At 72.6% G+C, this 14,195-nt stretch carries 17 protein-coding genes; 9 read left to right on the forward strand and 8 right to left on the reverse strand.

Annotated elements, in window-relative coordinates:
• The first annotated feature begins 51 nt into the window (after positions 1-51).
• Genes AB3M81_RS15035 through purH form a run of 3 tightly spaced genes read left to right on the forward strand, consistent with a single transcriptional unit; the run spans position 52 to position 3,348 of the window.
• Entirely contained in the window at positions 52-1,176 is a 1,125-nt protein-coding gene (locus AB3M81_RS15035; RefSeq protein WP_412904733.1) for a cell division protein PerM, read from the forward strand.
• Positions 1,157-1,795, forward strand: a complete 639-nt coding sequence (gene purN, locus AB3M81_RS15040; protein ID WP_412904734.1) for a phosphoribosylglycinamide formyltransferase — start codon at positions 1,157-1,159, stop codon at positions 1,793-1,795. Before AB3M81_RS15035 ends, purN begins: the two co-directional genes overlap by 20 nt.
• Positions 1,792-3,348, forward strand: coding sequence for a bifunctional phosphoribosylaminoimidazolecarboxamide formyltransferase/IMP cyclohydrolase (purH, locus tag AB3M81_RS15045; RefSeq protein ID WP_412904735.1), 1,557 nt, complete (start codon positions 1,792-1,794; stop codon positions 3,346-3,348). The genes purN and purH overlap by 4 nt, the downstream gene beginning before the upstream one ends.
• Here the strand turns inward: purH and AB3M81_RS15050 are convergent.
• Positions 3,320-3,997 carry a TetR/AcrR family transcriptional regulator gene (locus tag AB3M81_RS15050; RefSeq protein WP_412904736.1) on the reverse strand — a complete coding sequence of 226 codons (678 nt, stop codon included), beginning with the start codon at positions 3,995-3,997 and terminating at the stop codon, positions 3,320-3,322. The two genes, purH and AB3M81_RS15050, sit on opposite strands and share 29 nt — an antisense overlap.
• A gap of 90 nt (positions 3,998-4,087) precedes the next feature.
• Here AB3M81_RS15050 and AB3M81_RS15055 point away from each other — a divergent pair, with 90 nt between their 5' ends.
• Both AB3M81_RS15055 and AB3M81_RS15060 read left to right on the forward strand, forming a co-directional pair.
• Entirely contained in the window at positions 4,088-4,951 is an 864-nt protein-coding gene (locus AB3M81_RS15055; protein ID WP_412904737.1) for a bifunctional methylenetetrahydrofolate dehydrogenase/methenyltetrahydrofolate cyclohydrolase, read from the forward strand.
• Positions 4,948-5,214, forward strand: coding sequence for a DUF3017 domain-containing protein (locus tag AB3M81_RS15060; protein WP_412904738.1), 267 nt, complete (start codon positions 4,948-4,950; stop codon positions 5,212-5,214). Before AB3M81_RS15055 ends, AB3M81_RS15060 begins: the two co-directional genes overlap by 4 nt.
• A gap of 145 nt (positions 5,215-5,359) precedes the next feature.
• Here AB3M81_RS15060 and AB3M81_RS15065 read toward each other — a convergent pair whose 3' ends face one another.
• Both AB3M81_RS15065 and AB3M81_RS15070 read right to left on the reverse strand, forming a co-directional pair.
• Complete coding sequence (locus tag AB3M81_RS15065) at positions 5,360-6,349, reverse strand: malate dehydrogenase (RefSeq protein ID WP_412904739.1); 990 nt, start codon at positions 6,347-6,349, stop codon at positions 5,360-5,362.
• Between the two features lie 74 nt (positions 6,350-6,423).
• On the reverse strand, positions 6,424-7,068 hold the full coding sequence (locus AB3M81_RS15070) for a hypothetical protein (RefSeq protein ID WP_412904740.1): 645 nt from the start codon (positions 7,066-7,068) through the stop codon (positions 6,424-6,426).
• Positions 7,069-7,177: 109 nt separating this feature from the next.
• Between AB3M81_RS15070 and AB3M81_RS15075 the strand changes: the two genes are divergently transcribed.
• A complete protein-coding gene (locus tag AB3M81_RS15075) occupies positions 7,178-7,528 on the forward strand; it encodes a histone-like nucleoid-structuring protein Lsr2 (protein ID WP_412904741.1) in 351 nt (116 codons plus the stop codon).
• Between the two features lie 14 nt (positions 7,529-7,542).
• Here AB3M81_RS15075 and guaA read toward each other — a convergent pair whose 3' ends face one another.
• The 3 genes from guaA to AB3M81_RS15090 all read right to left on the reverse strand — a co-directional run bounded on the left by guaA (position 7,543) and on the right by AB3M81_RS15090 (position 11,641).
• Positions 7,543-9,129 (reverse strand): glutamine-hydrolyzing GMP synthase, encoded by a 1,587-nt coding sequence (guaA, locus tag AB3M81_RS15080; RefSeq protein WP_412904742.1) that lies wholly within the window; start codon positions 9,127-9,129, stop codon positions 7,543-7,545.
• A gap of 116 nt (positions 9,130-9,245) precedes the next feature.
• A complete protein-coding gene (locus AB3M81_RS15085; protein ID WP_412904743.1) occupies positions 9,246-10,277 on the reverse strand; it encodes a hemolysin family protein in 1,032 nt (343 codons plus the stop codon).
• Positions 10,274-11,641 carry a hemolysin family protein gene (locus tag AB3M81_RS15090; RefSeq protein ID WP_412904744.1) on the reverse strand — a complete coding sequence of 456 codons (1,368 nt, stop codon included), beginning with the start codon at positions 11,639-11,641 and terminating at the stop codon, positions 10,274-10,276. Before AB3M81_RS15090 ends, AB3M81_RS15085 begins: the two co-directional genes overlap by 4 nt.
• 74 nt (positions 11,642-11,715) lie before the next feature.
• On the opposite strand from AB3M81_RS15090, the gene AB3M81_RS15095 reads away from it, so the two are divergent.
• Genes AB3M81_RS15095 through mscL form a run of 3 tightly spaced genes read left to right on the forward strand, consistent with a single transcriptional unit; the run spans position 11,716 to position 13,093 of the window.
• Complete coding sequence (locus AB3M81_RS15095) at positions 11,716-11,976, forward strand: FmdB family zinc ribbon protein (RefSeq protein ID WP_412904745.1); 261 nt, start codon at positions 11,716-11,718, stop codon at positions 11,974-11,976.
• A 54-nt stretch (positions 11,977-12,030) separates the two neighbouring features.
• Entirely contained in the window at positions 12,031-12,609 is a 579-nt protein-coding gene (locus AB3M81_RS15100; protein ID WP_412904746.1) for an SAF domain-containing protein, read from the forward strand.
• A gap of 55 nt (positions 12,610-12,664) precedes the next feature.
• Positions 12,665-13,093 carry a large conductance mechanosensitive channel protein MscL gene (gene mscL, locus AB3M81_RS15105; protein ID WP_412904747.1) on the forward strand — a complete coding sequence of 143 codons (429 nt, stop codon included), beginning with the start codon at positions 12,665-12,667 and terminating at the stop codon, positions 13,091-13,093.
• Between the two features lies 1 nt (position 13,094).
• Here the strand turns inward: mscL and AB3M81_RS15110 are convergent, their stop codons facing one another.
• The gene (locus AB3M81_RS15110; protein ID WP_412904748.1) at positions 13,095-13,283 is read right to left on the reverse strand and encodes a hypothetical protein; all 189 of its coding nucleotides are present in this window, start codon (positions 13,281-13,283) and stop codon (positions 13,095-13,097) included.
• The gene (locus tag AB3M81_RS15115) at positions 13,276-14,166 is read right to left on the reverse strand and encodes an NAD-dependent epimerase/dehydratase family protein (RefSeq protein WP_412904749.1); all 891 of its coding nucleotides are present in this window, start codon (positions 14,164-14,166) and stop codon (positions 13,276-13,278) included. Before AB3M81_RS15115 ends, AB3M81_RS15110 begins: the two co-directional genes overlap by 8 nt.
• Positions 14,167-14,195 lie beyond the last annotated feature (29 nt).

Consider the following 14,195-nt stretch of genomic DNA (forward strand, 5'->3'; position numbering starts at 1 on the left):
CCCCGGCGTGTGCTGTCAGAATCCTCGCCACACTACCGCTTGGATGGTGAGATGCCCGAGTCCCGTGCTGCCGATCAGTGGCGCCCGGCGATCATCACCGCCGTCGGCTCGGCGGTCATCAGCGTCCTCGTCGCGGCCGTCGCCGTCGGCTCCAGCGGGGTCGCCGGCTCCACCCTCGAGACCGTCCGCACGGCCGTGCGCACGTGGCTCGTGGCCGTCGGCGCGACCCTGCGCACGGGCGAGACGCACATCGACGTCGTCCCGATCGGCGCGACGTTCGTCGTCGTCGCGATCGTGCTCGTGCTGACCCGGCTGACGCTGCGCTCCCCCGTCCCCGACCCCGGCGCGTTCGGCGCGATGGCGGGCGGCGTGGCGGGCGTGCTCGCGGCGCTGTGCTCGGCCCTGACGTCCACCAGCAGCCACGGCACGTCGTTCGTCCGCGCGGCGTTCGGCGCGTTCGTCGTCGTGGGGCTGGGCGCGGCGTGGGGCGCCTCCCGACGGTCGCGCATCGCCTGGCTGGGCCTGTCCCGGCGCTGGACGCCCGTGGCCGACGGCGCCGCGAGCGGCGTGACGCTGCTCCTGGGCGGCGCGACCGTGCTCACCCTCGTCCTGCTGGCGCTGCACCTCGAGCGGGCCTCGGACCTGTGGGCCACGCTCGATCCCGGCGGACCGGCGCTCCTGGGCCTGCTGTGCCTGCTGGCGTTCCCCACCCTCGTGCTGTGGACCACCGCCGTCGTGCTGGGCCCGGGCTTCACGCTGGGCGCCGACACCTCGGTCGACCTCACCGGCAGCGCCTTGGGCGCCGTGCCGGGCTTCCCGCCGCTGGCGGCGCTGCCCGATCCCGGCCCCTTCGGCGGCTGGACGATCGTGTTCATGCTGCTGCCGGCCGCCGCGGGCGTCGTCGCCGGACTGATCGCGTACGCGCGCGGCGCCGACGAGCAGCGCACGTGGGGCCGGGTCGCGGGCGACGGAGCCGCGGCCGGCGGCGTCGCGGGCCTCGTCGTGGGCGTGCTCGTCGAGACGGCCCACGGGGCCCTGGGGCCGGGACTGCTGCAGTCCGCCGGCCCGCCCGCGTGGCAGGCGCTGCTCGTCGCGGTGCCGCTGCTGGCCACGGGCGGCGCCCTCGGCGCGATCGGCGCCCACTATCGTTCTGGTCGTGACCGCTCCGCGTCCTGAGCCCGCCCGCCTCGTGGTGCTCGTGTCGGGGTCGGGGACCAATCTCCAGGCCCTCATCGACGCCGCGGCCGACCCCGCCTACGGGGCGCAGGTCGTCGCCGTCGGCGCCGACCGGCACGACATCGAGGGCCTGCGCCGCGCCGAGCGCCGCGGCATCCCCACGTTCGTCGAGCGCGTCGGCGACCACCCCGACCGCGCCGCGTGGGACGAGGCCCTCACCCGCGCCGTCGAGGCCCACCGGCCCGACCTCGTGGTGCTGGCCGGGTTCATGAAGCTCGCCGGTCCGGCGTTCCTGGCTCGCTTCGGCGGCCGGACGGTCAACACGCACCCGGCGCTGTCGCCCTCGTTCCCGGGCATGCGCGGCCCGCAGGACGCCCTCGAGTACGGCGTCCGCATCACCGGCGCCACCTTGTTCGTGGTCGACGCGGGCGTCGACACCGGCCCGATCGTCGCGCAGGTCGCCGTCCCGGTCGAGGACGACGACGACGTCGAGGCCCTGCACGAGCGCATCAAGACCAGCGAGCGCGCCATGCTCGTCGAGTGGGTCGGGAAGATGGCCCGCGAGGACTTCACGATCGACGGTCGCCGCATCCGTTTCCAGCCGAAGGATCAGTCATGAGCCAGACCCGTCCCATCCGCCGCGCCCTCGTCTCGGTCTACGACAAGACCGGGCTGCCCGAGCTCGCGCAGGCGCTGCACGCCGCCGGCGTCGCGATCGTGTCGACGGGCTCGACCGCCAAGGCGATCGAGGCGGCCGGTGTCCCCGTCACGCCCGTCGAGGAGGTCACCGGCTTCCCCGAGTGCCTCGACGGCCGCGTCAAGACCCTGCACCCGCGCGTGCACGCGGGCATCCTGGCGGACCTGCGCCTGCCCGAGCACCAGCGCCAGCTCGAGGAGCTCGAGGTCGAGCCCTTCGACCTCGTCGTGGTGAACCTCTACCCGTTCCGCGAGACGGTCGCCTCGGGCGCCTCGCCCGACGAGGTCGTCGAGCAGATCGACATCGGCGGGCCCTCGATGGTGCGCGCCGCGGCGAAGAACCACCCCAGCGTCGCGGTCGTCGTCTCCCCCACCGCCTACGGCGAGGTCGCGGAGGCCGTGGCGCAGGGCGGCTTCACGCTCGAGCAGCGCAAGCGCCTCGCGGCCCAGGCCTTCGCGCACACGGCCGCGTACGACGTGGCCGTCGCCTCGTGGTTCTCCTCGGTGTACGCGCCCGCCGACGACGAGCGGTTCCCGGCGTTCGCGGGCGCCACGTGGGACCGCTCGGCGGTGCTGCGCTACGGCGAGAACCCGCACCAGCCGGCCGCGCTCTACACGTCGGGCACGGGCGGCCTCGCCGAGGCCGAGCAGCTGCACGGCAAGGAGATGTCCTACAACAACTACCTCGACACCGAGGCGGCGCGCCGCGCCGCGTTCGCGCACGAGGACGCCGCCGTCGCGATCATCAAGCACGCCAACCCGTGCGGCATCGCCGTCGGCGACGACATCGCCCAGGCGCACGCCCGCGCCCACGCGTGCGACCCGGTCTCGGCCTTCGGCGGCGTCATCGCGGCCAACCGCCCCGTGAGCGCCGAGATGGCCCGCCAGGTCGCCGAGGTCTTCACCGAGGTCATCGTCGCGCCCGACTACGAGGACGGCGCCGTCGAGATCCTGCAGGGCAAGAAGAACATCCGCATCCTGCGCTGCCCCGCCCCGACCGACGAGTCGCCCATCGAGTTCCGCGCCATCAGCGGCGGCGTCCTGCTGCAGCAGCGCGACCGCGTCGACGCCGAGGGCGACGACCCGACCACGTGGACGCTCGTGGCCGGCGAGGCCGCCGACGAGGCCACGTTCGCGGACCTCGTGTTCGCGTGGCGCGCCTGCAAGGCCGTGAAGTCCAACGCGATCCTGCTGGCCAAGGACGGCGCCTCGGTGGGCGTGGGCATGGGCCAGGTCAACCGCGTCGACTCGTGCCGCCTCGCGGTGGAGCGGGCCGGCGAGGAGCGGGCCCGCGGCGCCGTGGCCGCCTCGGACGCCTTCTTCCCGTTCTCGGACGGCCCGCAGATCCTCATCGACGCGGGGGTCGCGGCGATCGTGCAGCCCGGCGGCTCGGTGCGCGACGACGAGACGATCGCGGCGGCTCAGGCCGCCGGCGTGACGATGTACGTCACCGGGACCCGTCACTTCTTCCACTGACGCCCTCGCGGAAGCGCAGCAGCGCGTCGCGGGCGACGTCCTCGCCGACGAGGTGGGCCACCAGCAGGCCGCGCAGGGCGCGGAGCATGGCGGCCGCCTCGTCGGCGTCGCTGTGCACGCCCGCGGACCGGCGCAGGGCGACGCCCGCGATGACCGCCATGAAGTCCTCGGCGAGCCCCTGCGGCTCCTCGACGCCGGCGTGCGCGAGCAGCGAGGACAGCACGTCCATCGAGGCGGACAGCGCCTTCACCGCCGCGGGACGCAGCTGGGGGTCACGCGCGGCGCCCAGGATCACCTGCAGCTCGCGCAGGGCCGTCTCGGGCGGGCGCTGCGCGAACACGGCGGCGACCACCTGGTCGGCCGAGTCACGGGCGGCGACCGCCATGACGGCCGAGGGGTCGGTGACGGTGTAGCCCTCCATCGTGGCGATCCACTGCTCGATGTGGTGGTGCAGCGCCTCGCGCAGGAGGTCGTCGATCGTCTCGAAGTAGTACGTCGTCGTGGCGGCGGGCAGGCCGGCGGCGGCCGCGACGGCGCGGTGCGTCACCGCTCGCGACCCGCCCTCGACGAACAGGTCCACGGCAGCTCGCAGCAGCGCCTCGCGGCGCTGGCGGCTGCGCTCCTGTGACAGTTGAGCGCGGGGCGGCATGCCCCGCAGTCTAGGCCGCGGGCCCAGCGCGCCGCCCGGGGTTCCACGGCGGCGCACGGCGCACGGCCCGCACGTGAAAGACTCGGACCCGTGACCGCCCAGACCCTCGACGGCAAGGCCGTCGCCGCCACCATCAAGTCCGAGCTGCGCGAGCGCGTCGACGCGCTGCGTGCCCGCGGGATCATGCCCGGCCTCGGGACGATCCTCGTCGGGGACGATCCCGCCAGCCAGTGGTACGTCGGAGCCAAGCACAAGGACTGCGCCGACATCGGCATCGAGTCCATTCGCATCGACCTGCCCGCCGACGCCACGCAGGCCGAGGTCGAGGCCGCCGTGGACCAGCTCAACGACGACCCCGCCTGCACGCTCTACATCGTGCAGCTGCCGCTGCCGAAGGGCCTCGACGAGAACGCCGTCATCGGCCGGATCGACCCCGCGAAGGACGCCGACGGCCTGCACCCGACCAACCTCGGCTGGCTCGTCCTGGGCAAGCCCGCTCCCCTGCCGTGCACGCCGCGCGGCATCCTCGAGCTGCTGCGCCGCCACGACGTCGAGATCGCCGGCAAGCACGCCGTCGTCGTCGGCCGCGGCATCACGGTCGGCCGCCCGATGGGCCTGCTGCTGACGCGCCGCAGCGAGAACGCCACCGTCACGCTGTGCCACACCGGCACGCAGGACCTCGCCGCCGAGGTCCGCCGCGCCGACATCGTCATCGCCGCCGCGGGCGTCCCCGGCATCATCACGGGCGACATGGTCAAGCCCGGCGCCGCCCTGCTCGACGTCGGCGTCAGCCGCGACGAGAACGGCAAGATCGTCGGCGACCTCGCCCCGGACGTGTGGGAGACCGCCGGCTGGGTCACGCCCAACCCCGGCGGCGTCGGCCCGATGACCCGCGCCATGCTGCTGAGCAACGTCGTCGACTTCTCCGAGCTGTCCGCCGGGGACGCGGGGTGAAGCTCCCCCGCAGCCACGGCTCACGGATCTACCTGCTGCACCTGCTGGCGGTCGCCGCGGGGCTCGTGCTGATCGGCACGGGCCCGTGGCGGGCCGGGGTCGTGCTGATCGGCGCGTCCTTCATCGCCGCGGCCGCCGCCCGCACCGTCATCCCGCTCGACCACACCGGCATGCTGCGCGTGCGCGGCAAGCTGTTCGACGTGGTGTGGATGGGCTTCCTGGGCGTCTCGCTCGTGGTGCTGGCGCTCGTCGTCCCGTCGTGATGTCGACATACCTTCTCGCTGCGCTCGCCGGCACGCGATCACCGGGCTCCGGTGGTTGAGTGGCGCGAGCCGGCGTGTCGAAACCATCGCCACCGACGACAACAGGGCCGCCCCGAGGGGCGGCCCTGTTGCGTGACGGGGTGGCTCAGATGAGGCCGAGCTGCGTGACCGCGTCGCGCTCTTCGGCGAGCTCCGCGACGCTGGCGTCGATCTTGGCGCGGCTGAACTCGTCGATCTCCAGGCCCTGGACGATCTCCCAGTCACCGTTCTTGGTGGTGACGGGGAACGAGCTGATGAGGCCCTCGGGCACGCCGTAGGAGCCGTCGGAGGCCACGGCCATCGAGACCCAGTCGTTCTCGGCCGAGCCGCGCAGCCAGTCGCGGGCCGCGTCGATCGTGGCCGAGGCGGCGGAGGCGGCGCTGGACGCGCCACGAGCCTCGATGATCGCCGCGCCGCGCTTGGCGACGGTGGGGATGAAGTCGTTCTCGATCCAGGCCTGGTCGTTCACGACCTCGGCGGCGTTGCGGCCGGCGATCTCGGCGTGGAAGACGTCGGGGTACTGGGTGGCCGAGTGGTTGCCCCAGATCGTCATCTTGGAGATGTCCGCGACCTTGGCGCCGGTCTTGGCGGCCAGCTGGCTGATCGCGCGGTTGTGGTCCAGGCGCGTCAGCGCGGAGAAGCGCTCGGCCGGGATGTCCGGGGCGTTCTTCATCGCGATGAGGGCGTTGGTGTTGGCCGGGTTGCCGGTGACGCCGATGCGGATGTCGTCGGCCGCGACCTCGTTGAGGGCCTTGCCCTGCGCGGTGAAGATCGCACCGTTGGCCTCGAGCAGGTCGCCGCGCTCCATGCCCTTCGTGCGCGGGCGGGCGCCGACGAGCAGGGCGAGGTTCGCGCCGTCGAAGATGTGGTTCGGGTCGTCACCGATCTCGACCGAGTCCAGCGTGGGGAACGCGCAGTCGTCGAGCTCCATCACGACGCCCTCGAGCGCCTTCAGCGCGGGCGTGATCTCGAGCAGCCGCAGCTGGATCGGGGTGTCCGGGCCCAGCAGCGAGCCGCTGGCGAGACGGAAGAGAAGGCTGTAGCCGATCTGGCCGGCGGCGCCGGTGACGGCCACCTTGACAGGAGAGGTGCTCACGATCGATGTGCTCCTTGTGTGGGGTGTCTGCCTCGAAACTAGCGCAGACCGATCCGACCGCCACCACCGCCCGGTCAGAGGTCGTCGGTCTCGTTGTCCAGGGAGATCCAGTCCTTCGACTCCTGCACCTGGGTGGAGCCGTTTCGCGTCACGTGCAGCGATCCGTCCACGGCGTGCAGCTCGTAGCGGACGCCCTCGTGCCTGGCGACGTAGGCGTCGCGGCGCCAGTCGTACTGACCGGCGAGGTCGAGCGTGTCCTGCCCGGCCGGCTTCACGACGACGCGGAAGCGGTCGCCCACGGCGTCCTTGCCGCAGATCGAGGTCTTCGCGCCCGACGTGGTCGACTTGTAGAGGATGACCGGGTAGTCGCCGCCGCACGCGAGCGACAGGCCCTCCTCCTGCTCCTGCTGCTTCGTGACCGGGGTCTGGCCGCAGTCGGGCAGCAGGCTGTCGCCCTGCGTGCCGTCGGCGTTGAACTTGGTGTCCTCGTCCTCGCAGGCCTTCACCGTGGGGGCCGTCGTGGGCTCGGTGGTGGGCGCCGGCGCGGGCGCCTCGAGGCGCGGGTCGGAGGTCAGCACCGACTCGCTGGGGGTGGGCGTGGGGTCGGGGGCGGCCTGGTCGTCGGAGTCTCCCGACGACAGCAGCGACCACCCGAACGCCCCGAGCGTCGCCACGATCGCCACCACGAGCAGGACGGGACGCGCGACGTGCCAATTCACCCGACCAGCCTAACCACCGGCCCCGACGACCCTCGCGCGCCGGCGACCGGACCGCCGCGACGCGGGGAATGTCGTCCACCCCCGCGGCCCGCGGCAATAAGGTGTCGACATGGGAATCCAGACCAAGACCATCACTGAAATCACCGACGATTTCGACGGCGAGCCGCTCCCGGAGGGAACGCAGCCCTTCCGACTCGCCTACGACGGCAAGGAATGGGACGTCTACCTCTCGGACAAGAACGCCGACACGCTGCGCAAGACGCTCGCGGAGTACACCGACAACGCGACGCGCGTGTACCGCACGTCGCGCCGCACCGGTGGCGGCTCCGGTCCCAGCGCGCGCAAGGGCACCGAGGACCTCGCCGCGATCCGCGAGTGGGCGCGCAAGAACGGCCTCGAGGTGTCCGAGCGCGGCCGCGTGGCGCAGGACGTCAAGGACGCCTACTACGCCGCCCAGTGATCAGCGGGCGCTGATCACTCCCACTCGATCGTTCCCGGCGGCTTGCTGGTGACGTCGAGGACGACGCGGTTGACCTCGTCGACCTCGTTCGTGATGCGCGTGGAGATCCGCTCGAGCAGGTCGTGCGGCAGGCGGCTCCAGTCGGCCGTCATGGCGTCCTCGCTGGAGACGGGGCGCAGCACGATCGGGTGACCGTACGTGCGGCCGTCGCCCTGGACGCCGACCGAGCGCACGTCCGCGAGCAGCACGACGGGGAACTGCCAGATCTGCGAGTCCAGGCCGGCGGCCGTGGTCTCCTGGCGGACGATCGCGTCGGCCTTGCGCAGGATCTCGAGCCGCTCGCGCGAGACGGCGCCGACGATGCGGATCGCCAGGCCCGGGCCCGGGAACGGGTGGCGGCTGACGATCGCCTCGGGGATGCCGAGCTGGCGGCCGACCTCGCGGACCTCGTCCTTGAACAGCGTGCGCAGCGGCTCGATGAGGCTGAACTCGAGGTCCTCGGGCAGGCCGCCGACGTTGTGGTGGCTCTTGATGTTGGCCGCGCCCTCGCCGCCGCCGGACTCGACGACGTCCGGGTACAGGGTGCCCTGCACGAGGAACCGCACCGGCGGGCCGGGCGTCGCGACGATCTCGCGCTCGGCGGCCTCGAACGTGCGGATGAACTCGCGGCCGATGATCTTGCGCTTGGTCTCGGGGTCGGTGACGCCCTCGAGGAAGCCCAGGAACTGGTCCTGCGCGTCGACCACCTTGAGGTCGACGCCCGTCGCGGCGACGTAGTCCTGGCGCACCTGCTCGGCCTCCCCCTCGCGCAGCAGGCCGTGGTCGACGAAGACGGCCGTCAGCTGGTCGCCGATGGCCTTCTGCACGAGCGCCGTGGAGACGGCCGAGTCGACACCGCCGGACAGCGCCGAGATGACGCGCGCGTCGCCCACCTGCTGGCGGATGAGCTCGACCTGCTCCTCGACGATGTTGGCGCTGGTCCACGTGGGCGAGCAGCCGGCGATGTCGAACAGGAAGTGCTCGAGGATCTTCTGGCCGAACTCGGAGTGCATGACCTCGGGGTGCCACTGCACGCCCGCGAGGCCCCGCTCGGTGTGCTCGAACGCGGCGACCGTGGCCCGGTCGCTCTTGGCCGTGAGCGTGAAGCCCTCGGGCTCCTTGACGACCTCGTCGCCGTGCGACATCCAGGACACGAGCGTCTCGGGCAGGCCCTTGAGCAGCGTGCCCGGCTCCAGGACCGAGACCTTCGTGCGGCCGTACTCGCGCTGGCCCGTGCGGGCGACCTCGCCGCCGAGCGCCTTGGCCATCGCCATGAAGCCGTAGCAGATGCCGAACACGGCGGTGCCGGAGTCGACCAGGCCGACCGGCAGCTGGGGCGCGCCGTGCTCGTAGACCGAGGACGGGCCGCCGGACAGGATCACGGCCTTGGGGTTCTTGGCGAGGATCTCCTCGCTGGTCGCGGTGTGCGGCATGATCTCGGAGAAGACCTTGGCCTCGCGGACACGACGCGCGATCAGCTGCGCGTACTGCGCACCGAAGTCGACGACGATGACCGTGTCGTGGTGGGTCTCGGCAACGTGCTCAGGAGTCTCGGGGGCCACGGCACGAGTCTAGTGCCGCCCGTCCCGCCCTCCCACGGCCCCGCTGAGTTGCACGTTCGGCCCGGTGTCGACGGCGTGTCGCGGGCCGAACGTGCAACTCAGCGGGGTGGGGAGGGTCAGACCTGCTCGCGGATCTCGCCGACGAGCTCCTCGAGGACGTCCTCGAGCATGACGACGCCGATGACGGTGCCGGTCTCGTCGGCCACGCGGGCCATGTGCGAGCCGCGGGCCTGCATCGTGCGCAGCGCGTCGTACAGGCCGCTCGCCGCGCCGACCGTCGCCAGGGGCCGCAGCCACTTGTCGGCGATGGGGCGCACGCGGTTGGCGTCGTCGGTCTCCAGCACGTCCTTGATGTGCAGGTAGCCCGTCAGCTCGCCGTCCGCGTCGGCGACCGGGAAGCGCGAGTAGCCGGTCTGGGCGCACGCCTCCTCGACGTCGAGCGGGGTGGCGCCCGGCGCGATCGTCACGAGGCCGTCGCGCGGCAGCAGCACCTGCGCGACGGTGCCGTCGTGGAAGTCCAGCGCACCGGTCACGAGGCCGTACTCGTCGTCGTCGAGCAGGCCCTCGCGGCGCGACTCCTCGACCAGCCCGGCGACCTCGTCGTGCGTGAACGCCGAGGCGACCTCGTCCTTGGGCTCGATGCCCACCACCCGGACGGCCGTGTTGGCGATCCAGTTGAGCGAGACCACGAGCGGCTTGAGGACCGCGATGACGCCGAGCATGAACGGGCCGAGGACGAGCGCGGCCCGGTCGGGCGCCGCGAGCGCGATGTTCTTCGGCACCATCTCGCCGTAGACGACGTGCAGGAACACCACGAACGTCAGCGCGATCGCGAACGAGATCGGGTGGACGAAGCCGTGCGGCACGCCGAGGTACTCGAAGACCGGCTCCAGCAGGTGCGCGATCGCGGGCTCGCTGATGGCGCCCAGGCCGAGCGAGCAGATCGTGATGCCCAGCTGCGCGGCCGCCATCGCCAGCGTGACGTTCTCCATCGCCTTGAGCGCGAGCTTGGCGCTGCGCCGGCCGGCCTGGGCCGCTGGCTCGAGCTGCGTGCGGCGCGCCGAGATCAGGGCGAACTCGGCCGCCACGAACAGGGCGTTGAGCAGCAGCAGGACGAGGGTCAGCAGGAGTGCGGGCCATCCGCTCATCGGTCCGCCTCCTCGTCGGTCGCGACGTCCTCGGTGGTCATCGCGATCCGGTCGATGCGGCGGCCCTCGAGCCGCTCCACCGTGAGGTGGACGGTCAGCGGGCGGGCGTCGTCCTCGTCGTTCTCGGGGGTCGAGTCGACCTCGAGCGTGACGACGTCGTCGCGCACGGCGAGGCGGCCGAGCCGCTCGAGCACGAGGCCGGCGATCGTCTCGTAGTCCTCGCTCTCGGGCAGCTGGACGCCCGTCTGCTCGAAGACCTCGTCGGGACGCAGCAGGCCCGAGAGGGACCACGTGCCGTCGCGGCGGTGGCGGCTGCGGTCGGAGAGCCGGTCGTGCTCGTCGGCGATGTCGCCCACGATCTCCTCGACGAGGTCCTCCAGGGTCACGACGCCGTCGGTGCCGCCGTACTCGTCGACGACGATCGCCATCTGGTTGTTGAGGTCGCGCAGCTGGACCAGCAGCGGGTCGAGCTCGAGCGTGTCCGGGACGGTGGCGGCCGCCTCGGCGATCTCGCTCAGGCGGACCGAGCGGCGCCGGTCGGGCTCGACCGCGACGGCCTGCTTGACGTGCACGACGCCGATGACGTCGTCGGCCGAGCGGCCGATCACCGGGAACTTCGAGTGGCCGGTCTGCCGGGCCGCCTCGATGAGGTCGAGCGCCGTGTCGCGCTCCTCGAGGAAGTGCACGCGCACGCGCGGCGTGCGCACGTCGGCGGCCGTGCGGTTGCCGAACGCGATGCTGCGGGCCACCAGCTCGGCGGTCTCATCGTCGATCGCGCCCTCCTGGGCCGAGCGCAGCACGAGGGACTGCAGCTCCAGCGGGGAGCGGGCGGAGCGCAGCTCCTCCTGGGGCTCGACGCCGAGCGCCTCGAGCGTCCGGTTGGCCATGGCGTTGAGGCCGCGGATCGGCCACGCCATCGCGTGCGTGAAGGCGCGCTGCATCGTCTGCGTGAAGGCGGCCGTCTGGCGCGGCAGCGACAGCGCGAGGTTCTTGGGGATCAGCTCGCCGACGAGCATCGTGACGATCGTGCTGAGCAGCAGCGCGATCGCGTAGGACGCGGCGCTGAGCCCGGCACCGGACAGTCCGGCGGCGGTGAGCGGATCGTGGAGCAGGCGGCCGATGGCGGGCTCGGCCAGGAAGCCGATCGCCAGGTTCGTGATCGTGATGCCGAGCTGGGCGCCGCTGAGCTGCGTGGAGAGCGTGCGCAGGGCCTTGAGCGTGCCCTGGGCCCCGCTATCACCGCCCGCGGCCTCGCGCTCGATCGTGGCGCGATCGACGGTGACGAAGGAGAACTCGGCCGCGACGAAGACACCGCAGGCGAGCATGAGCAGGAACGACGTGAACAGCAATAGCCATTCGGTCACGGTGGGTGGGTCCTCGGGTAGGAAGGTGTGGAGGTCTCACTTTAGCCGTGGAACCTGACGGTATCCTTGCGGTCGTGCCCACGTACCAGTACCGATGCGCCGACTGTGGCGAAGAGCTCGAGATCAAGCAGAGTTTCTCCGACGCCGCGCTGACGACCTGCCCCGCCTGTGGCGGTGACCTCCGCAAGGTCTTCGGTGCCGCTGGCGTCGTGTTCAAGGGATCGGGCTTCTACCGCACCGACAGCCGCTCGTCGTCGACCTCGTCGTCCTCCTCGTCCGGCTCCTCGTCGTCGTCCTCCTCGAGCTCCGGCTCCTCGGGGTCCGGCGCCGCCTGACACCGGCCTGTGGACGAGCGCGTCCACGCCCGCGATCGTGCCTAGCCTCACGGCATGGAATCGGTCGTTCGCCTCGTCCTGGCCCATCGTCGCGTGCTCGCGGCCCTGCTGACCGGCCTCGCCGTGTGGGCGGCGATCACGGCCGTCACGCGCGCCCCCGACACCCGTGAGGTCCTCGTGGCGGCGCGCGACCTCTCCGGCGGCGCCACGGTCGACGCCGCCGACCTGGGCACGCGCCGGGTCCCCCGGTCCGCCGTGCCCGCGGGGCTCGTGACCGCCTCGGACGTCGAGGGGCGCGCCGTGGCGGGCCCCATGCGCGCCGGCGAGGTGTTCACCGACCGCCGCGTGGTCGACCCGCGTGACGTCGGCGCGGGCCGCGTGCTGTCCGTCGTCGAGGTGTCCCCCGGAACGGCCGAGCTGCTGCGGCCCGGCGACGCCGTCGACCTCGTCGCCGTCGGCGAGGACGGCGCCGCGGACACGGTGGCCGAGGCGGTCGAGGTGATGACCGTGCGCGCCGACCCCGAGCGCGAGACCGCCGTGCTCGGCGTCGCGACCGCCCCGCGGACCGCGACGACGGTCGCGCGGGCGTCGATGACCTCACGCCTCGCCGCGGTGGTGGTCGCTCGCCAGTGAGGGCGCGCCCGCTCTAGGCTCGGTCCGTACCGTTCGTCATCACCGAGGAGTGGCCATGCTCAAGGGCTTCAAGGACTTCCTGTTCCGCGGCAACATCGTCGACCTCGCCGTCGCGGTCGTCATCGGCACCGCGTTCACCGCACTCGTCAGCACGTTAACGGCCTCGCTCATCGAGCCGATCATCAACTCCTTCGGCGGCGCCAGCGTCGACGGGCTGTCGTTCCGGATCATCGAGAAGAACGCGGCCACGACGGTCGACATCGCCGCCATCATCAACGCGATCATCACGTTCGTCATCACCGCGGCGGTCGTCTACCTCATCTTCGTCGTGCCGTGGAAGAAGCTCATGGAGCGCCTCGCCCAGGGCCAGGAGGAGGAGCCCGCCGGCCCGACCGAGGACGTCCTGCTGCTGCGCGAGATCCGCGACCTGCTCGGTGGCGATGCCGCCCAGCGCGGGCCCGGCAGCACGCCGCCGCTGCCCTGAGTCAGTCCCCGCCGTGGTGCGGGGGCACGTCGCGACGCAGCTCGTCGTCGCGGGACGTGCCCTCGCGCTCGCCCCACCCCTCGGCGGTCTCGTCGCGGGTGGTGCCGGGCATGAGGTCGCCCAGCAGGCGTGCGGCGCGCTCGCGCCGCCGGCGCTTCGCGGCCTCCTCGGGCGTCTCGTGATCAGGCACGGAACCACTCCGGCGTCAGGACGGGGTGGGACGGCTTCCAGCCCGTGCGGTCGGTGAACAGCTGCGAGGTCACGCGCTGCGACCTGGCGAGCATCTCGAGCTTGTCGGCAGTGACGCCGAAGACCCAGCTCCGGAAGAAGCGGCCGTCACTGAACCCGGCGGCGGTCGCGATCGCGTCGGCGTAGTCGCGCCGCTTGAGCGGCTCCGCACCGACGTTGTAGGACCCGCTGGGCGCGTCGAGGGCCGCGAGCGCGGAGGTGCCGATGTCGTCGGGGTGGATGACGTGCATCCACGAGTCCGGGTCGCCGAGGCCGACGGGCCGGCGCCGGGCGGCGCGGCGCACCAGGAACTGCGAGTTCCGGTCGTTGCCGGCGATGAGCCCGTAGCGCAGCCGGACGGCCACTCCCCCGGCCTCCTCGACGCGCTGGGCGTGGGACTCGGCGACGGCGAGCGGCTCGGTGACGAGCGTGACGTCGATCGGGGTGGTCTCGTCGATCCACTCGTCGCCGCGGTCGACGTAGATGAAGCTCAGGCTCTGCTGGATCATCACGCCGATGCCGGACTCGATCGCCGCGTCGGCCACGACGCCCGCACCCACGGTGCGGATGCGGTTGATCCGGCTGAGCGAGCCGGGCAGCATCGCGCGGACGCCGACCGGGACGTGCGTGGCGAAGTTGACCACGGCGTCGCAGCCGCGCATCGCGTTCAGCAGGGAGGCGCGGTCCAGCACGTCGCCGTGGACCGCGGTGGCGCCGGCGGACTGCACGACGCGCGCGGCGGACGGCGACCGCACGAGCCCGACGACCTCGTGCCCCGCGCTCTGCAGGGCCGGGATCGTGGCTCGCCCCATGACGCCGTTGGCGCCGGTCAGCAGGATCCGCACCCGACGAGTCTACGGCGGCACCGGCCGGC

The sequence above is a fragment of the Aeromicrobium jepli genome (assembly GCF_047246605.1).
In the GTDB taxonomy this organism is placed as follows: domain Bacteria; phylum Actinomycetota; class Actinomycetes; order Propionibacteriales; family Nocardioidaceae; genus Aeromicrobium.